The 20,563-nt window shown below is 62.7% G+C and carries 23 protein-coding genes; 15 read left to right on the top strand and 8 right to left on the bottom strand.

The annotated features are described in order from the left end of the window. Positions 1–9: 9 nt before the first annotated feature. Together deoA and ACO06R_RS02195 are read left to right on the top strand one after the other, a co-directional pair. Positions 10–1,323 (top strand): thymidine phosphorylase, encoded by a 1,314-nt coding sequence (gene deoA / locus ACO06R_RS02200; RefSeq protein ID WP_421855574.1) that lies wholly within the window; start codon positions 10–12, stop codon positions 1,321–1,323. Positions 1,324–1,437: 114 nt separating this feature from the next. Continuing rightward, positions 1,438–2,529 carry an alpha/beta fold hydrolase gene (locus ACO06R_RS02195; RefSeq protein WP_421855571.1) on the top strand — a complete coding sequence of 364 codons (1,092 nt, stop codon included), beginning with the start codon at positions 1,438–1,440 and terminating at the stop codon, positions 2,527–2,529. 12 nt (positions 2,530–2,541) lie between these two features. Here the strand turns inward: ACO06R_RS02195 and ACO06R_RS02190 are convergent, their stop codons facing one another. The 3 genes from ACO06R_RS02190 to ACO06R_RS02180 all read right to left on the bottom strand — a co-directional run bounded on the left by ACO06R_RS02190 (position 2,542) and on the right by ACO06R_RS02180 (position 4,941). Then, complete coding sequence (locus tag ACO06R_RS02190) at positions 2,542–3,090, bottom strand: retropepsin-like aspartic protease family protein (protein WP_421855568.1); 549 nt, start codon at positions 3,088–3,090, stop codon at positions 2,542–2,544. Between the two features lie 171 nt (positions 3,091–3,261). Then, on the bottom strand, positions 3,262–3,891 hold the full coding sequence (gene upp / locus ACO06R_RS02185; protein ID WP_421855565.1) for a uracil phosphoribosyltransferase: 630 nt from the start codon (positions 3,889–3,891) through the stop codon (positions 3,262–3,264). An 87-nt stretch (positions 3,892–3,978) separates the two neighbouring features. Beyond that, entirely contained in the window at positions 3,979–4,941 is a 963-nt protein-coding gene (locus ACO06R_RS02180) for an adenosine deaminase (protein ID WP_421859164.1), read from the bottom strand. Between the two features lie 130 nt (positions 4,942–5,071). On the opposite strand from ACO06R_RS02180, the gene ubiE reads away from it, so the two are divergent. The 5 genes from ubiE (at position 5,072) to ACO06R_RS02155 (ending at position 10,286) form a co-directional block, all read left to right on the top strand. Continuing rightward, positions 5,072–5,848, top strand: coding sequence for a bifunctional demethylmenaquinone methyltransferase/2-methoxy-6-polyprenyl-1,4-benzoquinol methylase UbiE (gene ubiE / locus ACO06R_RS02175; RefSeq protein WP_421855562.1), 777 nt, complete (start codon positions 5,072–5,074; stop codon positions 5,846–5,848). Between the two features lie 4 nt (positions 5,849–5,852). Then, the gene (ubiB, locus tag ACO06R_RS02170; protein ID WP_421855559.1) at positions 5,853–7,430 is read left to right on the top strand and encodes a 2-polyprenylphenol 6-hydroxylase; all 1,578 of its coding nucleotides are present in this window, start codon (positions 5,853–5,855) and stop codon (positions 7,428–7,430) included. An 88-nt stretch (positions 7,431–7,518) separates the two neighbouring features. Next, a complete protein-coding gene (coaBC, locus tag ACO06R_RS02165) occupies positions 7,519–8,754 on the top strand; it encodes a bifunctional phosphopantothenoylcysteine decarboxylase/phosphopantothenate--cysteine ligase CoaBC (RefSeq protein ID WP_421855556.1) in 1,236 nt (411 codons plus the stop codon). Beyond that, the gene (locus ACO06R_RS02160) at positions 8,751–9,290 is read left to right on the top strand and encodes a GNAT family N-acetyltransferase (protein WP_421855553.1); all 540 of its coding nucleotides are present in this window, start codon (positions 8,751–8,753) and stop codon (positions 9,288–9,290) included. The genes coaBC and ACO06R_RS02160 overlap by 4 nt, the downstream gene beginning before the upstream one ends. Positions 9,291–9,368: 78 nt before the next feature. Next, positions 9,369–10,286, top strand: coding sequence for a pirin family protein (locus ACO06R_RS02155; protein ID WP_421855550.1), 918 nt, complete (start codon positions 9,369–9,371; stop codon positions 10,284–10,286). Between the two features lie 53 nt (positions 10,287–10,339). On the opposite strand, the gene ACO06R_RS02150 is transcribed toward ACO06R_RS02155, so the two are convergent. After that, positions 10,340–10,996, bottom strand: coding sequence for a peroxiredoxin (locus ACO06R_RS02150; protein ID WP_421855547.1), 657 nt, complete (start codon positions 10,994–10,996; stop codon positions 10,340–10,342). Between the two features lie 336 nt (positions 10,997–11,332). Here ACO06R_RS02150 and ACO06R_RS02145 point away from each other — a divergent pair, with 336 nt between their 5' ends. Then, positions 11,333–12,325 carry a glycosyltransferase family 2 protein gene (locus ACO06R_RS02145; RefSeq protein WP_421855544.1) on the top strand — a complete coding sequence of 331 codons (993 nt, stop codon included), beginning with the start codon at positions 11,333–11,335 and terminating at the stop codon, positions 12,323–12,325. 24 nt (positions 12,326–12,349) lie between these two features. Here the strand turns inward: ACO06R_RS02145 and ACO06R_RS02140 are convergent, their stop codons facing one another. The 3 genes from ACO06R_RS02140 to ACO06R_RS02130 all read right to left on the bottom strand — a co-directional run bounded on the left by ACO06R_RS02140 (position 12,350) and on the right by ACO06R_RS02130 (position 14,050). Continuing rightward, entirely contained in the window at positions 12,350–13,375 is a 1,026-nt protein-coding gene (locus tag ACO06R_RS02140) for an aKG-HExxH-type peptide beta-hydroxylase (protein ID WP_421855541.1), read from the bottom strand. Positions 13,376–13,442: 67 nt separating this feature from the next. After that, the gene (locus ACO06R_RS02135) at positions 13,443–13,721 is read right to left on the bottom strand and encodes a hypothetical protein (protein ID WP_421855538.1); all 279 of its coding nucleotides are present in this window, start codon (positions 13,719–13,721) and stop codon (positions 13,443–13,445) included. A gap of 74 nt (positions 13,722–13,795) precedes the next feature. Then, positions 13,796–14,050 (bottom strand): hypothetical protein, encoded by a 255-nt coding sequence (locus tag ACO06R_RS02130; protein ID WP_421855535.1) that lies wholly within the window; start codon positions 14,048–14,050, stop codon positions 13,796–13,798. Positions 14,051–14,143: 93 nt separating this feature from the next. On the opposite strand from ACO06R_RS02130, the gene ACO06R_RS02125 reads away from it, so the two are divergent. The 3 genes from ACO06R_RS02125 to ACO06R_RS02115 all read left to right on the top strand — a co-directional run bounded on the left by ACO06R_RS02125 (position 14,144) and on the right by ACO06R_RS02115 (position 16,806). After that, entirely contained in the window at positions 14,144–15,100 is a 957-nt protein-coding gene (locus ACO06R_RS02125; RefSeq protein WP_421855532.1) for a hypothetical protein, read from the top strand. Positions 15,101–15,168: 68 nt separating this feature from the next. Continuing rightward, complete coding sequence (locus ACO06R_RS02120) at positions 15,169–16,317, top strand: Acg family FMN-binding oxidoreductase (RefSeq protein WP_421855529.1); 1,149 nt, start codon at positions 15,169–15,171, stop codon at positions 16,315–16,317. A gap of 21 nt (positions 16,318–16,338) precedes the next feature. Beyond that, positions 16,339–16,806 (top strand): MarR family winged helix-turn-helix transcriptional regulator, encoded by a 468-nt coding sequence (locus ACO06R_RS02115; protein WP_421855526.1) that lies wholly within the window; start codon positions 16,339–16,341, stop codon positions 16,804–16,806. Between the two features lie 3 nt (positions 16,807–16,809). Here the strand turns inward: ACO06R_RS02115 and ACO06R_RS02110 are convergent, their stop codons facing one another. Beyond that, positions 16,810–18,402 carry a peptide chain release factor 3 gene (locus ACO06R_RS02110; protein WP_421855523.1) on the bottom strand — a complete coding sequence of 531 codons (1,593 nt, stop codon included), beginning with the start codon at positions 18,400–18,402 and terminating at the stop codon, positions 16,810–16,812. A 184-nt stretch (positions 18,403–18,586) separates the two neighbouring features. Between ACO06R_RS02110 and ACO06R_RS02105 the strand changes: the two genes are divergently transcribed. From ACO06R_RS02105 to ACO06R_RS02090, 4 genes are all read left to right on the top strand, one after another. Further along, a complete protein-coding gene (locus tag ACO06R_RS02105) occupies positions 18,587–18,970 on the top strand; it encodes an MmcQ/YjbR family DNA-binding protein (protein WP_421855520.1) in 384 nt (127 codons plus the stop codon). Positions 18,971–19,005: 35 nt separating this feature from the next. After that, positions 19,006–19,356, top strand: a complete 351-nt coding sequence (locus tag ACO06R_RS02100; RefSeq protein WP_421855517.1) for a DUF1428 domain-containing protein — start codon at positions 19,006–19,008, stop codon at positions 19,354–19,356. A gap of 90 nt (positions 19,357–19,446) precedes the next feature. Then, complete coding sequence (dut, locus tag ACO06R_RS02095) at positions 19,447–19,902, top strand: dUTP diphosphatase (protein ID WP_421855514.1); 456 nt, start codon at positions 19,447–19,449, stop codon at positions 19,900–19,902. 1 nt (position 19,903) lies between these two features. After that, a complete protein-coding gene (locus tag ACO06R_RS02090; protein ID WP_421855511.1) occupies positions 19,904–20,563 on the top strand; it encodes an HAD family hydrolase in 660 nt (219 codons plus the stop codon).

Here is a 20,563-nt window from a genome sequence, read left to right as displayed (position 1 = left end):
GGAGGTCCCATGCTCGCCCAGGAATTCATTCGCAAGAAGCGCGACGATGCGGAACTCGCCGCTGAGGAAATTGCCGAATTCGTTACCGGCATCACCGACGAGAGCGTTACCGACGCGCAGATCTCCGCCTTTGCGATGGCGGTGTTCTTCAACAGCCTGTCGTCGCGCGAGACGGTGGCGCTGACGCTCGCCATGCGTGACAGCGGAGCCGTGCTCGAGTGGCAGGGCATCGAAAAGCCGATAGTCGACAAACATTCCACCGGCGGTGTTGGCGACAATGTCTCGCTGATGCTTGCGCCGATTGTTGCGGCCTGCGGTGCTGGCGTACCGATGATTTCCGGTCGCGGCCTCGGCCATACCGGCGGCACGCTAGACAAGATGGATTCGATACCCGGCTACATGTCGCAGCCCGGCAACCAGCTCTTCCGCAAGGTTGTTGACGAGGTCGGCTGCGCGATTATTGGCCAGACCCGCGATCTTGCTCCCGCCGACAAGCGTTTCTACGGAGTGCGCGATGTTACCGCGACGGTGGAAAGCATACCGCTGATCACCGCGTCCATCCTGTCGAAGAAGCTGGCCGCGGGCCTCGGTTCATTGGTGCTCGACGTCAAGTTCGGCTCGGGTGCGTTCATGGCCGCCTACGAAGATGCGAAGGATCTGGCCACAACGCTGGTGCGGGTCGCCAATGGTGCCGGCACGAAGACCACCGCGCTCCTGACCGACATGGATCAGCCGCTGGCATCTGCGGCAGGCAACGCAGTCGAAGTGCGCAATGCGGTCGAATTCCTGACCGGCGCGCACCGCGATCCCCGACTTGAAGCAGTCACCCTCGCGCTAGCGGCGGAAATGCTTGTCGTATCGGGTGTCGAAAGCGATCCGGCGAACGCCGCCGCAAAGAGCCGCGCGGCACTGGAAGATGGCCGCGCCGTCGAGATCTTCGATCGCATGGTACATGCGCTGGGCGGCCCGTCCGATTTCGTGTCGGGTTATGACCGCTACCTCGCCAAGGCGCCGCTGGTGAACCCGGTGCTCGCGTCGCGGTCAGGCCATGTCGGCTCCGTCGAGACGCGCTCGGTCGGCGTCGCCGTGGTTGAGCTTGGCGGCGGACGCCGCACGCGTAGCGACGAGATCGATCACGCTGTCGGAATAACCGGCTTGTTGCCTGCTGGCACGCGCGTCGAGAAGGGCGATCCTTTGTGCATGGTGCATGCGCGCAACGAAGCCGAGTTCGAGGCCGCTCGGGAGAGGATCATGGTCGCCTATGCGATTGGTGACGAAGCGCCCGAACCAGCTCCCTCGGTCGCCGACCGGATCACCGGCTGAGCGGCTGGCCGCGCCATCAGGTCGATAGGTATCTCCTGCCGTGTTGAAACGCAGCCGCCGCGGCTTTAAACTGAGAGCATAACCGAGCAGAAGCGCGACACCCCGGGGGCAAGCATGCGCAGGACTGGTTCTGCCGCAGCAGCGCTCTTTCTTCTGACTGCGTTTTTGTTTGCCGGCAAAACACCATCAGTAGCCCAGGCTACCGATACGTTGCCGCTGATCCTCGGCGAAGATGGAAATCCGGTACCCGGCAGCATCGTCAGCCTGCAGAAGGTCAATCTTGGCGGCGTCGGACAGTGGATCCTTATTCGTGGTCGCGACCGCACCAAACCGGTGTTGCTGGTCCTGCACGGCGGTCCGGGGTATTCCATGATGCCTTGGGTCGACATGTTTCAGCCCGACGAACTGGAAGAGCACTTCGTTGTCGTGCATTGGGATCAGCGCGGTGCCGGAAAATCCTTCTCCTCGGCGCTGACTGCCGAGGATTTTGCGATCGACGTATTCGTTGACGACACGCTCGAACTTGCTGGCTTGCTTACGCGGCGCTTCAGTCAGGAAAAGATATTCCTGACCGGCGTGTCCTGGGGCAGCGCGCTCGGTTTTCTGACGCTGAAGCGCGACAGTTCACCGTTTCGCGCCTTTATCGCGGTCAGCGAGCGCGTTGACTGGAATCGCAGCCAGATGATGGGTTTCGAATGGGTTCGGGCGGAGGCTGCGGCGCGCAACAATGCAGAAGCGATGCAGGCCATTGCCGAGATCGAACCGTTCGATCCGGCGCAGGCTGCCGATGTCGGGCTGAAGAACCGTTTGGTGGAAGTGTTCGGCGGTGGTGAGTTCCATACCGAGGGGCGGTGGCAGGGCTATCTCGATTATGCGCTGGAAGGAAGGAGCCCCTACTACCGGGAGGCCGAGATACGAAACTACATGCGCGGGATTGTCACATCGCAGGGTTTCGTGCTGCCGCAGTCATTGGACTACAACCTGTTAGAAGATTTTCCGGAAGCGGACATTCCGGTCCATTTCATTTCGGGGGCCGAAGACTGGCAAACCCCGGTCGCGCTGGTCGAGGAGTATGTCGAGGCGCTGAAAGCGCCAGACAAGAGCCTGACGATCATTCAGGACACCGGCCACAACGTGCCGCTCGATGCACCCAGAGCTTGGGCCCGCACGCTCATACGCATCGCCGACGAAGTCGCCGTGCGCTAGCCGGCATACGCTCTAGAGTTTCATCTCCAGCACTCCGTTCGAGAATTCGAAGTTCCTGAGCCGGTTGAGGAAACTCATGCCGATTAACACGATGTCGAGTGCGTCGTCTTCCAGGATCATCGCCTCGACATTGCGCACGCGGATCGACCCGATCCGCACTTCGTCGACAATCACGCGGGCCGCCCGCGTCGTGCCGTTTGCGGTACTGACCGGATAGATGAAATCCTTGTGGGCGACGTGCACCCCGGCTCGCCGCGCTTCCGAGCGGTTGAGTGCGATCAGCGTCGCGCCCGTATCGACCACGGCTTTGACCCGATGCCGGTTGAGTTTGAACTCCGCGACATAGTGGCCGCGCCGGTCGGCGCGCAGGCGCTCGGTTCCGGAAAGCGTCGCCTTGCTTGCCTGGATGGATTGCACCCCGCGTTTGGCCTTTTCTGCCTCGATCCGGTCCTTGGCGATCACGGCCACAGTGTCCAGCGTGTCGGGATTGTCGTGCATGAACCGCACCGCGCCGAGCGCGGATACCGAGATTGTCACGACCATGATCAGATAGCGCAGCATCGGCGGTCTCCGTTCGCCGCCATTGTCGCCAACTCTGCTCGCCAGCGGATTAATCGGAACCAACTATCCACCGGCAAGGTTAACCGCAATCAAGCAGTTTACGGAGAATTTGACCGGTCTCGCCTCTGGGACGACGTTGCGACGTCCGGCGTGCGGCCGCGGGTCCTTGCGCTACTTCGTACCGTACATGCGGTCGCCGGCATCGCCTAGACCGGGCACGATATAGCCCTTTTCGTTGAGCCGCTCATCGATCGCCGCAGTGACGATCGGCACGTCGGGATGCGCTTTGCCGAATTTCTCCACACCCTCAGGCGCCGCGAGCAGGCAGACGAACCGCAAGTCCTTGGCACCGCGCTCCTTCAGCTTGTGAACGGCGGCGATAGCCGAGTTGGCCGTCGCGAGCATCGGGTCGACCACAATGGTCAGCCGATCGGACAGGTCGTCGGGCGCCTTGAAGTAGTATTCGACCGGTTCCAGCGTCTCGTGGTCGCGGTACAGGCCGACATGGGCGACGCGGGCCGACGGTACCAGATCGAGCATGCCCTCCAGAAGCCCGTTGCCGGCGCGCAGCACCGAGGCGAAAACCAGCTTCTTGCCTTCCAGAACCGGCGAATCCATCTCGGCGAGCGGTGTCTCGATCCGTTCGGCGGTGAGCGGCATTTCGCGGGTCACCTCGTAGCACAGCAGCAGCGAGATTTCGCGCAGCAGCCGCCGGAAGCCCGCGGTCGAGGTTTCCTTCTTGCGCATGAAGGTGAGCTTGTGCTGCACCAGCGGATGATCGACGACGGTGACGCTTTTCATGGTATGCCTCTCGGGTCAGGATGGCGGCACATTACCGGCCAGATTGGGGGTGCGGAAGCCCCGCGCCGGCGTATCCACCGCAGCTATTCAAGTCAGTTTTGCAAGCAACGCCGCCTGGGTTTCGGCATCGACGAAGGCCGCCTCGATCGCCGTGCGTGTGGTTTGCATGAGCGCCGCTTCGTCCATGCCGAAATACGTGGCGGCGATCTCGTATTCGCGTTCCAGCGAGGTGTGGAAGAAAGGCGGATCGTCAGACGACAGCGTGACCTTGCAGCCGGCTTCGCGCAGCTTCGGAAACGGATGATCGGCAAAGGAAGGAAAAACCGAAAGCGCGATGTTCGAGCCGGGGCAGACTTCCAGCACGACCCCTTCATCGGCAAGCCGGCGCACCAGGTCGCCGTCCTCGATGGCGCGCACGCCATGGCCGACGCGTTCCGGGCGCAGATGATCGAGCGCATCGCGCACGCTCTGCGCGCCGACGAGTTCGCCGGCATGCACGGTAATGCGCAGCCCGGCGTCGCGCGCGATGTCGAAGGCACGGGCAAAATCGCGCGGATGGTGCATCCGTTCGTCGCCCGCCATGCCGAAGCCGGTCACCAGCGGGTGCGGATTGGCGACGATGTAGCGCGCCGCCTCCTCGACCGCCTCCGGGCCCTTGTGGCGCAGGCCGGTGGCGATCATGCGCGCCTCGATGCCGGACTTTTGCCTCGCTCGCCGCATGCCTTCGGCCAGCCCTTCAATATAGGCCGCCGGCGACAAGCTAGCCGTCTTTGCATGGTCTGTCGAGATGAAGAACTCGGAATAGATCGCGCCCTGGTCGGCAGTCTCGCTCAGATAGGTCTCGGCCAGCTGCGCATAGTCTTCCTCGGTGCGAAACAACATCGACGCCACGTCGTAGGCATGGAGAAAGGTCGTAAAGTCCGACCACACATAAGAGCCGTCGCGGATGATGGCGGAAACATCGGCTCCGTATTTTTGAGCCTGTTTTTCGACCAGCGCGGGGCTGGCCGCACCTTCGATATGGCAGTGGATTTCCGCCTTTATGACCATGATCGCCTGATCCCTTCTCGTGCTCGCGTTGATCCGTGACATGATGGCGCGCCTTGCGCAATGGCCCCGTTGTCCGGCATAGGCTAGTTTCGATCAAACACCGGCTTCGGCCGGGTAATGGAACAGGGCCATGTCGCAATCCAGAACCACTGCCGGCGGCGCGATGAAGACGTCCTTCGGCTATCATGATGTCGGCGAAGGCGAGAAACAGGCGCGTGTCGACGATGTGTTCCACGCTGTCGCGCGGCGCTACGATGTCATGAACGATCTGATGTCGGGCGGCATGCACCGCGTCTGGAAGGACGCGATGGTGACCGCGCTCAATCCGTCGCGTAGCGCGCCGTTCCGGTCGCTCGATGTCGCCGGTGGCACGGGCGATATCGCATTCCGCATCGTAGAAGCCTCGCGCGGCAATGCGGATGTCACCGTGCTCGACATCAACGGTTCAATGCTTGAAGTCGGCCGTGAGCGGGCTGCGACACGCGGGCTGGCCGACAATCTGTCCTTCGTGGAAGCAAATGCCGAAGACCTGCCGTTCGACGACGCCGGTTTCGACAGCTACACGATCGCCTTTGGCATCCGCAACGTGCCCGATATTCAGAAGGCGCTGTACGAGGCCTACCGGGTGTTGCGGCGGGGCGGTCGGTTCCTTTGCCTGGAGTTCTCCGAAGTCGACCTCCCGGCGCTCGAGCGGGTCTATGAAACCTGGTCCTTCAACGCCATACCGCGCATTGGCGAGATGGTCACCGGCGACGGCGAGCCCTATCGCTATCTTGTCGAGTCGATCCGCAAGTTCCCGAACCAGCAGAATTTCGTTTCCATGATCCGGACCGCCGGTTTCGGCAGGGTTGCATTCACCAACTACTCCGGCGGGATCGTCGCCCTGCATTCCGGGTGGAAGATCTGACCGCATGAACGGAGTTTTCGCCACTATCCGGCTGATCCGGGCTGGCTGGGTGCTTGCCCGTGAAGGCGTGATCGCCGGGCTGCCGGCGCAGGGCCTGGTCGGGCCGGCCGCGTTCGCCCACCGCTTCGCCGGAATGCTGGCGCGACGCCGCAGCCGCGGCCTCGACAATGCCGAGCGGATGACACGGGCGATTGCCCGGCTTGGCCCGTCCTATGCCAAGCTCGGCCAGTTTCTCGCCACCCGGCCCGATGTCATCGGTTTCGATCTTGCCGCCGATCTCGCCCATCTTCAGGACCGCATGGAAAGCTTTCCGAACGCCGATGCGGTGGCGCGGGTCGAGAGTTCTTTGGGCAAGAAACTCTCCGAACTGTATGCAACATTCGGCGAACCGATCGCCGCGGCCTCGATTGCCCAGGTGCATCCGGCGACGGTGACCGGCACCGATGGCGGAACACGCAAGATGGCCGTCAAGGTGATCCGACCGGGCGTGCGTCGCCGGTTCAGTCGCGATCTGGAGACGTTTTTCCTGTTCGCACGCATCCAGGAGGAGCGGTTTCCCGAGACGCGGCGGCTTCGCCCGGTGGCGGTCGCCGAAACCCTGAAACAGTCGACGCAGATCGAGATGGACTTGCGGCTGGAGGCAGCCGCCTTGGCCGAGATGCGCGAGAACACCGCCGACGATCCGGGGTTTCGCGTGCCCGAGGTCGATTGGGAACGGACCGGGCGTGACGTGCTGACGATGGAGTGGATCGACGGCATCAAGATGAACGATATCCAGGGATTGCGCGCCGCCGGTCACGACCTCGACAGGCTCGCTGACTCGGTCGTCCAGCATTTCCTGCGCCACGCCATGCGCGATGGCTTCTTTCACGCCGACATGCATCCCGGCAACCTCTTCGTGGTCGACAATGGCGATATCGTCGCCGTCGATCTCGGTATCGCCGGCCGTATCGGCCTGAAGGAGCGCCGCTTCCTCGCCGAAATCCTCTACGGTTTCATCAAGCGCGACTTCCACCGGGTGGCCCAGGTGCATTTCGATGCCGGTTATGTGCCCGAACACCATTCTGTCGAGGCTTTCGCACAGGCGATCCGCGCCATCGGCGAACCGATCCACGGCCAGCCCGCCGAAACGATCTCGATGGCCAATCTGCTGACCCTGCTGTTCGAGGTCACCGACATATTCGACATGCAGACGAGGCCCGAACTTCTGCTGCTGCAAAAGACCATGGTGGTGGTCGAGGGCAATGCGCGTGCGCTCAATCCGCGTTTCAACATGTGGAAAGCCGCCGAGCCGGTTGTCGGCGACTGGATCGCCCGCAATCTCGGGCCTGCCGCGCTGCTGACCGATGCGCGCCACGGGCTGGAATCGCTCGGTCGGCTGGCGCGCACCCTGCCCGACCTCGCCGAACGCACCGAGCGGCTGACCTACGAGGTCGGCGAGATGGCGGAAAGCGGCCTCAAGCTGGCGCCCGAGACCGTCGACGAGATCGGCAAGTCGGAAGCGCGCGAGTCGCGTTCAGGCCGGGTCGCGCTGTGGATCATCGCGCTTGCCGCGCTCTGGATCGCCTGGCAGGTAACTTGAGCCGCGGTTTCGGACCGCACGTCATCCATGTTAAGCCAATCGAAGGCAGGAGACCTTAGCATGGTCGCGTTCGCCGGGACTTGGGCAGATGATTGAACAGACATTCGCGGGAAGAAGCGTCCTCCTGATCATTGGAGGCGGCATCGCGGCCTATAAGAGCCTCGATCTGATCCGCCGCCTGCGCGAGCGCGGCGCATCGGTTCGCCCGGTCATGACAGCAGCTGCCGCCGAGTTTGTCACGCCGCTGTCGGTCGGCGCGCTTGCCGCCGACAAGGTGTTCAGCGACCTGTTCGACCGCGAGGACGAACATGATGTCGGCCATATCCGGCTGGCCCGTGAGGCAGATTGCATTGCCGTCGCGCCGGCGACCGCCGATCTGATGGCCAAGATGGCCAACGGGCTCGCCAACGATCTCGCTACCGCCGTGTTGCTGGCCGCCGATGCGCCGATCCTCGTGGCGCCGGCCATGAACCCGGCCATGTGGTCGCATCCGGCGACCCAGCGCAATCGGGAAACATTGGAGATGGACGGAGTCGCTTTTGTCGGACCGAACAGCGGCGAGATGGCTGAAGCCGGCGAGGCGGGCGCCGGGCGCATGGCCGAACCGCTGGAGATTGTTGCGGCATTGCGTGATTTGCTGGATTCACTCCCAATGCCCTTAGCCGGCAAGCGAATCGTCGTGACATCCGGGCCGACGCATGAGCCGATCGATCCGGTGCGTTACATCGCAAATCGTTCGTCGGGTAAACAAGGGCATGCGGTTGCGGCCGCCTTGGCCCGGCTGGGTGCTGCGGTTCACCTTGTCAGCGGGCCGGTCACGATCGGCGATCCCGCCGATGTCGAAGTTACGCATGTCCAGACGGCGCGCGAGATGCGTGACGCCGTCGAAGCGCTATTGCCCGCAGACGCGGCGGTTTTCGCCGCTGCGGTCGCGGACTGGCGGGCCCAGACCGAGGCCGGCGAGAAGCTCAAGAAGGCAGGCGGCAAGGGCCCGGAAACGCTTCCCCTGACAGAGAACCCGGACATCTTGGCCGGTGTTGGCAACCGAACGAAAGGACGGCCCGCGCTGGTTATCGGATTCGCCGCCGAAACAGAAAAACTGCTTGAGCATGGCGGTGCGAAATTGGCCCGCAAGGGGGCCGATTACATCGTCGCCAACGATGTGTCGCCCGACAGCGGCATTGGTGGCGAAGGTGTGATGGGTGGCGATCGCAACCGTATCGTGCTGCTATCGCCCGATGGCGCGGCCGAATGGCCTGAAATGTCGAAGGACGAGGTCGCCGAGAGGCTGGCCGCGCTGGTCGCCGAGCGGCTCGCCGAGTGACTGCAATCCCCGAGCTTGCGACGGACCGCCTGCTGCTCCGCGGCCACCGCGTCGAAGATCTGGATGCGATCTGGGCCCTGCACAGGGATCCCGATGTCATGCGGTTCATCACCGGTGAGCCAATCTCGCGCGAGGAAACGTGGAGCCGAATGCTCCGCCATCGCGGCATGTGGGCGATGTACGGATTCGGCTACTTGGTGGTGGTCGAGAAATCGACAGGCCGGATTATCGGCGAGTGCGGGGTGCAGGAGCGGATGCGCGAGATTGATCCGCCGCTTCTCGGCACGCTTGAAGCCGGCTGGATGCTGGCGGCCGATGTCCAGGGCTTGGGGTATGCCACAGAGGCGATGAAAACCGTGTTTGCTTGGTGTGCCGGCGCCCATGCCGATAAGCAGATCACATGCATGATCAACACCGCAAACGAGCGGTCGATCCAACTGGCAGAAAAACTGGGCATGGCACGGCAATGTGCGACCAGCTACCACGGGGATCAGGTCGTCATATTCGCCCTTCCCCCAATTGTCGCCGCCGGTTGAACAATCCGTCATCGGCTGGCAGCGTTGTGAACACCGGGTCCTCCGCCCTACTTGCAGGGCAGCAAAGGAGTTGATCTGATGTCCATCCGTCCCGTGAAGCAACTTTCGGGCACCCAGACCTTCATGGAGGGCGCCGGTGTCAAGCTGGAGCGTGTCTTCGGGTTCGGTGATCCGTCGCTGGCCGATCCGTTCCTCCTGTTCGACGATTTCCGCAATGAGCGGCCCGAAGACTATCTGAAGGGCTTTCCCTGGCACCCGCATCGCGGCATCGAGACGATCACTTATGTGCTCGAGGGCTCCGTCGAGCATGCCGACAGTCTGGGCAATGCCGGCACACTAGGGCCCGGCAGCGTTCAATGGATGACCGCCGGTTCCGGCATCATGCACCAGGAGATGCCGAAGGGCGATGCTTCCGGCCGCATGCATGGATTCCAGCTTTGGGCCAACCTGCCGTCGGACCTGAAGATGTCCACGCCGCGCTATCAGGATATCGGCGCCGCCGACATTCCGCAGGTCGTCGACGATGACGGCACGCGGGTGCGCGTCGTGGTCGGGGAATTCTGGGGCCGCAAGGGTCCTGTCGATGGGGTCGCCGCCGATCCGCAATATCTCGACATCACGGTGCCCGCCGGCAAGCGCAAGATCTTCAAGGTCGACACTTACAGGTCGGCGTTTGCTTACATCTTCGACGGTTCAGCCACGTTCCGCGACGCGTCGAAGCCATTCGGCGTGCTGGTCGAAAAGGAAGTGGCGGGTGAGGAACTGCATCTGCGCGACATGTCCGGCAATCGGACCCTTGTCGTGTTCGACACGGGCGACGAGGTCGTCGTCCAGGCCGGCGAACAAGGCGTCAGGTTTCTCCTGGTCTCCGGCGCGCCGATCCGCGAACCGGTCGCCTGGCACGGGCCGATCGTCATGAACACCCGCGAGGAATTGGTGCAGGCGTTCAGCGAACTGCGCAACGGTACGTTTATTCGCGAGAGCCCCCGCATATAGCAACTCGCGGGCAAGGAACGGGCCGGCATTCGCGCCGGCCCGGGATCACGCCGTCAGGCGTTCGGCTGTTTGATCTTGCGCAGATAGGGCAGCACCGCGTCGAACTCGCCGAATTTGTCCCGTGCCTGATCGTCATTGAGCGACAGCGCGACAATCACATCGTCGCCCGGCTGCCAGTCGGCCGGCGTGGCGATCGGCACGCCTTCGGTTGCGCGCACCGCATCGAGCGCGCGCAAAACCTCGGCGAAGTTCCGGCCGATCGACATCGGATAGGTCATCGAAAGGCGCAGCTTCTTGTCCGGCCCGATGATGAAGATCGAGCGCACCGAAGCGGTATCGTTGGCGGTCCGCCCGTCCGGCAGGTAGGCCTCGGCCGGCAGCATGTCGAACAGCTTGGAGACCTTGAGATCCTTGTCGGCGATGATTGGAAACTTCGCCGGAAGTCCGGCATAGGCTTCAATATCGCCTTTCCACTTCACATGGTCCGGTACATCGTCGACCGAAACCCCGATCACCTTGGTGCCGCGCTTGGTCCACTCGTCGTCGAGGCGCGCAACGGCGCCAAACTCTGTCGTGCAGACAGGTGTGAAGTCTTTCGGATGGGAGAACAGGATCGCGTAGCTGTCGCCGATCCAATCGTGGAAATCGATGGTTCCTTCGGTGGTTTCGGCTGTGAAGTTCGGCACGATATCATTGATACGCAAGCTCATGTTTCGCTCCTTTGGCTTCTTGGCAGTCCGGTGATGTGTAGGCCCGTAGCTGGCCGCAGCCATGAGATAGTATTGCGCAACGTCAACGGAAACTGAAAAATCCATCCGCAAAGCGCGACCGATAGGCGCAACCTTCAGTTTTGCATTAAGGTTTTTTATTGTGGGGCTTGCCGTAAAGGCAATCAACAATCAGAGATATCAAGGCGTCGCGCGAAACAGTCTTTGCGGTCGTTTTCTTGTAGGGGGCGGCAGGGGAACACCTTTGTTAACAATGTCTATTCTCGTGCCGGGGTGCTTGCGCACCCGGCGTCGGTTCAAGCCGGGTCTGTGCAGGCCATGACCGGCGAAGTCGAACTTGCCCGGGCTCAGGGCGACGGTGAAAGCCGGATCATGGTTGCGATTCCAACATGCAACCGCCCGGAAGATCTGGCGCGCTTGCTGGAGTCGCTGGGCGCATGCAGGGTGCCGGACCAGACGCATTGCAGCGTGCTGATCGTCGAAAACGGAACGCGATTGCCGGCCGCCCCGGTAGTCGAGGGGCGCGAGCTGTTCGGTGGCCCGGTCCGCCTTGTTGTCGAACCCCGGAAAGGCATCCCCTTCGCGCGCAACGCCGCCCTCGATCGCGCCTTGGCAGAAGGTTTCGATTACCTGGCATTCGCCGACGATGACGAAACCGTCGACGCCGACTGGCTGGTCAGTTTGTTCGCGTGCCTCAAGGCGTCGTCTGCCGATCTCGCCGGCGGCCCGGTCTATGCGCGGCGGCCGCCCATTGAGCTTTCTGCATGGCAGACCTGGCTGATGCGCGGCTATGAACGTTGGTACGATATCCGTCAGGTGCGCAACGAGACGCAACTTCGCCGCGGCGCGCAGGACCGGATTACCGTGCTGACGAACAATTGGTTGCTCGATCTCGGCTTCGCACGCCGCGAAGGCATGCGGTTTTCCGACAGGTTTCGCATCTCGGGCGGTTCGGACGCGCATTTCTGCAGCGAATTGAGAAAGCTCGGCGGCGTGACCGCCTGGTGCACCACCGCCGCTGTGTACGAAACCGTGCTGCCGGAGCGGCTCTCGGCCCGATACATCCTGTTCCGCGGTGCCCAGCAGCGGATCAACCATCTCGAGCGCGGCCGCGAGCGCGGCTGGAGCATCTATGCGCAGGCTGTCGCGTTGTTCCTGCCTCTCCTGGCTTACGGCCTGTTTCGCACCGTTTCGTCGCCGCTTGTCGGGCCATACGCGTTTTTCGATGGTGTGCGATCTTGCGGCAGGGCGTTCGGCGGGATCATGGGCGTGTTTGGCGCCCGTTCGGGCCTCTACGAGATCGGCGATTGACAACGGCAAACGGCGCGCAGGCGCTCAGGCGACGGCCCGCTCCCCAAGGCTCGCGATGTAGTCGCGCGCCGAATGCATCATCTCGCGTCCGAAATCGGTGTAATCCGCATGCTCCTCGAGCACGTCGAAGCCGTCCCAGAACAGTTTGCGGGAGCTTTCCGCGCGGTCCGCCGCCTCCTTGCGCATCTCGGCTGGCAATGTTGTCGACTCGGCAAATTCGTGCATTGCAAAACACATGCGCGCCAGCACAAACGTTGCGTGATAGATGCCATCGAGTGGCCGCGGGTCTTTGCGAAGCGGCGACTTCCGACGTTCCTCCGGCGAGTTGCGGACATGAAAATCGACCGGCGCGCTGCCGAAGATGAAGCTGTGTACGCCCTCATGGACAAGCGCTTCGCTCAAGGCAAGCGGCCCGCCAATTGCGCGGCTGTTGATCAGCAACGATCCCCAGCGCTCCAGGCTGCTGCACGCGCCAAAACCCTTCGTGTCGCCGCTGGCCACGCCGTTGGCGACAATGATCTCTGTATTGGTTTCGCGGAACTCCGCATATGACTGCGGCGCATGTTCGGCAATCAGCACAAGCGCGGTCTCAATTTCCGATTTCAGTTCCGCGCCGGTCTCTTCATCGACCGTGACGATTTCCTCGTCGCGAAGCGATTCGGAAACGAAACAATCGCGTGTGTCCCGCTCCGTATCGCCCGGAAACTCTTCAGATGTGAGCGGCCGGATTGCGACACCGTGCGAAGCCTCGATCGGTTCCAACAGCAGCTCCGCCAAGGCGGCCTCTACATCACCCAGATTCGCAGTGGGCGGTTCGGCATTGGTGGCCTCAATAGTCCTGACAGCCCGAAAATACCGGGAGTAGACAGACGGTTCGGCTATCCTTTCAGACCGCAGCAGGCCGATGAGGGCTTCGCCACGGGCCTCGTCGAAACCGGCTTTCCCGCGACTTTGCTGCAGCACATGCTCGACGCTCTCGGCAAGCCGGGCTTGAATCAACCGGCGAGACCGGCGGCCATTCTCGGCCGAAGGCGTGAAGATATCAGCCATAAAATGAACTCTTCTGTCCGCTAACAGGATAACGGGCTTACAGTCGCCGACACGACAAACCGGTCTGTCAGACCGGTTTGATCAATTCGGGCTTCGGCACACCGAGCATGCAAACGCCGTTGTTGTCATTGCCGAGTAGGTGCGCGTAATTGAGCTCGATCTTTTTGACCGGTTTCTCCGAGTCCGGCTTGGTGGCCCCGACCATGGCAACGCCGCAGGTGTCGTTGCCGAGGAGGCGGGAGCGGTCGAGCACGATGCTGTCTCTCGGCTTGTCACCGAGCATTTTCACGCCAACGCTGCTGGCACCGAGGAGTTTTCCGGTTTCAATCGTGATCTTCGCCTGCATTGATACCCCTTCCAAACTGTGAACCTCTTATAGGTCCAGTTAACCCTTTGCGGCTGTAAGCCGGTAGCGGGGTACTATTTTTTGCCCGGTTTGATCGATGCCGGTTTGGGACTGTTCATCGTGGCGCCAGCCGAGTTGTTGCCGAGCATCCGCGTGCAGTCGAGTACGATCTTGTCATTTGGTTTCGGGCCGCCACGCATCTTTGCGCCGGTGCTGCTCGCGCCGAGAAGCTTGCCGATTTCAAGTGTGACCTTCGGATCCATGTCTCTGATCTTCCCTTTGGTTGCTTCGCCCTTTTTCTCAATAGATGACAATTGACTGGCGATCAATTACGGATCATCGAATAATTCCGGAGCATTGCAGCAAAGACACAGCCGGTTGAGCTGTTCGCTGTCGCGCTTGCACTCCGTCAGGCCACCGCAATGATTCTGATTGTTACCAGTTCCGACCATCGATACACCTTCCGCCATGTCGTACCTGCGCTGACCGGGCGCGGGGTCGCCAGGGTTGTCACCTATGACTGGCTGTTGCGTCGCCGCCAATTGCGGGCATCCTGCATTGTGTTCACCGATTTCGATCGCCTGCATGGCGGCGAACTGAAGGCAGCTGCCTTCGTCTATCGCCGGGCGCGTGAGGCGGGAATCCGCGTCCTCAATGACCCCGCGAAAGCCCGGCAGCGTTTCGATCTGCTTCGCGCGCTGCATATCGCCGGGCTGAACGGCTTTCGCGCCTATCCCGCGCTGTCGCAACCGCAACCGGCGCGCTTTCCCGTTTTCGTCAAATCGCAGGTCGATCATGGCCAGGAATTCGACATGTTGATCGCCGATCAGGCGGAACTTGAGACCACATTGCGCCGAATTGAGGATGATGGTCATTCGCTGCGCGATCTCCTGGTCATCGAGTTCGCCAACACGCCGGTTCGAGAGGGGATTTACCAGCGCCGCACCATGTATCGGATCGGCGATCGCTATTTCGCCGGTAATCCGGTCGGCGAAGAAAGCCCGTTCGTCAAATATGGCACCTTTGGCCTGTTGGCCGATGACGACTATGTGGCGCTGGCTCGCGAGATGCATGAAAGCCCCGATGCGCCCCATTTCCATCGCGTGTTCGACGTGGCGCGCATCGACTATGGTCGCGCCGACTACGGCTATGACGAGGGCCACATCGCGGTTTACGAGATCAACACCAATCCGAAGATCGGCACCCGTTTGCCAAACCCGCACCCCGATTTTCTTGCCGCCTCCGTCGAAAGCCTTGACCGGGTCGTCGAGGCGATCCGTGCGCTGGACGGCGAAAACCGCATCGTGACGCTGGACTGGTCGGCGCTTGGCCGCCGCAGATTCCGTTTCCGTACGGGTTTCGTGCTCGAACGCAATTGATTGCGCTCCTCTTGTATGGTTCGACATCCAACCATATGTGGTTTGATATCAAACATAAGGAGTGTGACATGAACAGACGACGTTTTCTGGTTCTGACAGGCGGCGGTGTCGTGCTCGCGGCAACGGCCGGCGCCGGTGCATTCGTTGCGACCCGCGACCCGGCAATCGCACGGCAACCGTGGCAACAGGCGGGTTCTCTGTACTCCGAACCCCGCATGCGCGCCCTGTCCTATGCTGTCCTCGCCCCCAGCCCGCACAATCGTCAGTCCTGGACTGTTCGGCTGCAGGGAGAAGACGAAGTTATCGTCGGCTACGATGTCGAACGCGGCCTGCCGCAGACCGATCCCTTCGACCGGCAGCTGACGATCGGCATGGGTTGCTTTCTGGAGCTCCTGGAGATGGCGGCAAACGCCGACGGATGGCGCTTGGAAACAAGTCTCTTTCCGGATGGATCGAGCCCGCAAAAACTGGACAACCGGCCGGTTGCGCGTATTCGGTTCCTTCGCGACGCCAATATCGCTGCGGATCCGCTGTTCGACCATGTCCTCGACCGCAGGACCAACCGGTTGGCCTACGACGTCGAGCGGCCGGTACCGCAAGCCGCGCTCGAACGCGTCATTGCGGCTGCAAGGAGCGTCGAAATCTCCGGCGGCACGGCAGACATGAACGATGTCGAACGCCTTCGTGCAATCACGCATGACGCAATGGCCGTTGAAACCGACACGCCGGCCCCGCACATGGAAAGCGTCGCGCTCTTTCGCATCGGCAAGCGCGAGATCAACGCCAATCCGGACGGCATCTCGCTTGGCGGACCGATGATGGAAATTTTGTCGCTGCTCGGCTTGATGAGCCGCGAGGCGTCGATCGACCCGACATCCCAAACCTTCAAGCAGGCGCGCGACATGATCCTGGCGCCGCTTCACACATCGATGGGCTTCGTCTGGCTGGTCACCGGCGAAAACAGCCGCGAGAGCCAAATCGCCGCCGGCAGGGACTGGCTGCGCATGCAACTGGCCTGCACGGCGGAGGGCCTGGCGTTCCAGCCGAACAGCCAGCCGCTGCAGGAATATCCGGAGATGGCAAGCCTCTATGAGGCCGCGCACGATGCGCTGGCGCCGGATGGCGGGACGGTTCAAATGCTGTCGCGGATCGGTTATGCAGGCGATGTTCCGCCGTCGCCGCGCTGGCCGCTCGAATCGCGGATACTGGCAACGTGAGCAGGGGCGTTTTGCACGGGAATGCGCGATAACGACATCGCATCGGTCTTCGGCTTCTTCACCGAGATCGGCATCATCGCTCAGCTTTCTCAGGCCATGCTTGCCAAGGCCCTTCCCGATGGCGTTCATCCGGCTCATTTCGCGATCGTCAACCACATGGTGCGTCTCGGCGACGGTTGCACGCCGCAACAGCTTGCTTCGGCGCATCAGGTGACCAAGGGCACGATGACCCACTCGCTTGGCGTGCTGTCGCGCCACGGTTTCGTGCGCATCGAACCGCATCCGACCGACGGCCGCTCGAAGATCGTCTACCTGACAGACAGCGGCCGGGCGTTTCGCGAACAGGCCATCGGGTCCGTCTCCGCCATGTTCGGGCAGGTATTGGACGACGACCATCATGCGCTGATGCGCCAGGCAATGCGGAGTTTACACGAGATCCGCGTGCTGTTGGATAAGAACCGCGAGCCGCCGAAGCCGCCGCAGGGCTGAAGGTCACGCCGCCTTAGCGCGGATCTGGTAGTCCTTGATCGTGTCGAACTTCATGCCGGGCGCGCGGTCGGCCTCGTAGTTCAGCGAAAACGCGTTTTCGGCCAGGAACACCGGATCGCCATCCAGATCGCGGGCGATTGCCGCGCGCTGCTTGGTCATGAAGGCGTCGAGCTGGGCGCGGTCCTCATGCGAGATCCAGCGGCAGACATTGAAACGCGCCGCCTCGAAGTCGACCGGCAGGCCATATTCCTGTTTCAGACGCTCCTTGAGGACATCGAGCTGCAGCGCGCCAACCACGCCGACGATCGACGGCGAGCCGTCTTCGGGAATGAACAACTGCACCACGCCTTCCTCGGCCATCTGCTGCAGCGCTTCCTTCAGCTTCTTGGCCTTCATCGCGTCGCCGAGCCGCACCCGGCGCAGGATTTCCGGCGCGAAGTTCGGCACGCCGCGGAACAACAGGTCCTCGCCCTCGGTCAGCGTGTCGCCGATGCGCAGCGTGCCGTGGTTCGGGATGCCGACCACGTCGCCGGCCACCGCATTGTCGGCCAGTTGCCGCTGATGCGCGAAGAAGAACTGCGGCGCCGACAGGGTCATCGCCTTGCCGGTGCGCACCAGCTTCGCCTTCATGCCGCGATTGAGCGAGCCGGAACACACTCTGACGAAGGCGATCCGGTCGCGGTGGTTCGGGTCCATATTGGCCTGGATCTTGAACACAAAGGCCGTCAGTGCCTTCTCGGTCGCCTCGATCAACCGCTTGTCGCTTTCCTGGGCGCGCGGGCTCGGCGCAAAGGCACCAAGCGCCTCGATCAGGTCGCGCACGCCGAAGTTCTTCAGGGCCGAGCCGAAATAGACCGGCGTCAGGTGGCCTTCCAGGAACGCCTGCTGGTCGAAGGGGCGGCAGGCTTCCTGCGCCAGCGAGGCCTCTTCGATGAAATGCTCGCGCTCGTTTTCCGGCAGCAGCCCGGAAACCGCATCGCTCTGCGGGCCGTTCACCCTGGTCGGCTCGATCTGGGCGTCGTCCTGGCGCACCGTGCCTTCGGCCATGTTCCAGGTGCCGGCGAAGGTCTTGGCGCGGCCGATCGGCCACGTTACCGGCGCGGTGTCGAGCGCCAGCTTCTGTTCGATCTCGTCGAGAATCTCGAACGGGTCGCGGCTTTCGCGGTCCATCTTGTTGACGAAGGTGACGATCGGGATGTCGCGCAGCCGGCACACCTCGAACAGCTTCAGCGTGCGCGGCTCGATGCCCTTGGCGGCGTCGATCACCATCACGGCGGCGTCGACCGCCGTCAGCGTGCGGTAGGTATCGTCGGAGAAGTCCTCATGGCCAGGCGTGTCGAGCAGGTTGAAGACATGGTCGCCATATTCAAAGGTCATCACCGAGGTGACGACCGAGATGCCGCGCTCGCGCTCGATCTTCATCCAGTCGGAGCGCGACTGCACGCGGTTCCGCTTGGCCTTGACCTCGCCGGCAAGCTGGATCGCGCCGCCGAAAAGCAGCAGTTTCTCCGTCAGCGTGGTCTTGCCCGCATCCGGGTGGGAGATGATCGCGAAGGTACGGCGGCGCGCGACGGCGTCGCGAAGTGGTCCGGTCATTTCACTGTCCTGAAGAATGTGCCGCGCTTCTGGCAGCAAGCCGGCGCGCTGTCAAACGCCTGCCTGCCGGGCATATCGAAGCGCAAGGCGAGAAACCCGCATTGACTCCAAACCGTGTCGCGGCATCATGTGAGGACCGCGGGAGCGAGACAGTTTGTCGTTCCGATCCGGGAGGTCCGGTTGCATGGCTGATACGGTCACGGACTGGCCGGCGCTGAGATCGTTTGCGCTCGGTCTCGGGCTGCCGGAGGTCATCGAGGCGACGAGCTGGGGCGAGCCCTGCCTCAAGGCGCATGGCAAGCTGTGGACCTGGTGGAGCCCCAGCGCCCATTGCCCGGTCTTCAAGGCCGGCTTCGAAGAGCGGGAGTTCCTGCTCGACATGCGCTCCGACACGTTTTTCATCACGCCGCATTATCGTTCCCACCGTCTGGTGCTGATGCGCCCGGAGGTCTTCGACGCCGAATGGGCGGAGGCCAATTTGCGCCGTGTCTGGCGCGACCAGGCGCCGAAGCGCTTCCTCAAGGCCTGGGATGCGCAGAACGGCGGCGAAACCGACGGCGCCGGCTGAGGCGGCGTCCGCGCAACTGACGGGAGGAATACGAGATGGCATATGTCGACGGTGTGGTCTTCGCGGTCGCGAACGCCAGGAAGGATGAATTCGTGGCGCATGCGAAGCGCCTCGCGGCCCTGTTCAAGCGCCACGGCGCTACCGAGGTGGTCGATTGCTGGGGTACCGATGTGCCGGACGGCGATGTCACCTCGTTTCCGATGGCGGTCAAGAAGGCCGATGACGAGACGGTCGTCTTCTCCTGGATTGTCTGGCCGTCGAAACAGGCGCGTGACACGGCCTGGGACACCGTCATGGCCGATGCCGAGATGAACACGGCGATGGAGGTCATGCCGTTCGATGGCAAGCGCATGATCTATGGCGGTTTCGAAGTCGTCTCCTCCTGACGCTGCGGCGGGCGGCGCGGACAGCGTCAAAACGCTGGAAAACCCCAGATTTTGCTTGTTTGCGGGCGCGCGGAACGCCAGATAGGCGCGATGAATTTCGAGTTGAAACTCGTGCGCCTGCCGCATGGCGCCGATCTGCCGCTTCCCGCCTATCAATCCGCCGACGCCGCCGGCATGGACCTGCTCGCCGCAGTCGCCGCCGACGCAGCCCTGGTCATCGCGCCCGGCGCGCGCACGCTGGTGCCGACGGGGTTCGTCTTCGAAATCCCGGCCGGCCACGAGGGGCAGGTGCGGCCGCGTTCGGGCCTGGCCTTCAGGCACGGCGTGACCTGCCTCAACACCCCCGGCACCATCGACGCAGACTATCGCGGCGAGGTGCAGGTTCTCCTCATCAATCACGGCAATGAACCCTTTGAGGTCACCCGCGGCATGCGCATCGCGCAACTGGTGCTCGCGCCGGTAACCCGCATGACGATCGTCGAGGCCGAACTCGCCTCGCAGACCGATCGCGGCGAAGGCGGTTTCGGATCCACCGGCACGCACTGACATGACGCCCCCATCCCTTGTTATCTTCGACTGTGACGGTGTCCTAGTGGACACCGAGGAAACAGCCAACCGCCGGCTCGCCGAGATCCTGACCGAGCACGGCCTGCCGACAACGTCTGCCGAGACGCGCCAGCGCTTTGTCGGCCGCTCGATGGCCGCCGTCGCCGAGATCGTGCTGGCCGAAGACGGCATCGACATCGGGCCGGACTTCGTCGGGCGCTGGTACCGTGAACTGCCGGCGATCTTCGCCGATGGCGTCGAGGCGATACCGCATGTCCGCGAGGCCCTGCTTTTCCTGTCGGCGATCGAAACGCCCTATTGCGTCGCCTCGTCGGCACAGGTGGAGAAGATGCACATCACGCTCGGTTCCTGCGGCCTGCTGCCGCTGGTCGCCGAGACGCTGTTTTCGGCCTCGATGGTCGAAAACGGCAAGCCGGCGCCCGATCTGTTCCTGCATGCTGCGGCCATGATGGAGCACGAGCCGGAACGCTGCGCGGTCATCGAGGACAGCCCGGCCGGTGCGTTGGCGGGCCAGGCCGCCGGCATGCGGGTGCTGGGCTATGCGGGCGATCCCGCCACCGACGCCGAAGGACTTGCATCCGCCGGCGCGACGGTGTTTGAGGACATGCGCGAACTTCCCGTGCTCCTCGGATTCAACTGA

It is taken from the genome of Oricola sp., from assembly GCF_965230365.1.
Taxonomy (GTDB): Bacteria; Pseudomonadota; Alphaproteobacteria; order Rhizobiales; family Rhizobiaceae; genus Oricola.
Note: the sequence above shows the minus strand (reverse complement) of the source record. Positions and strands in the feature narration are given on the sequence as shown.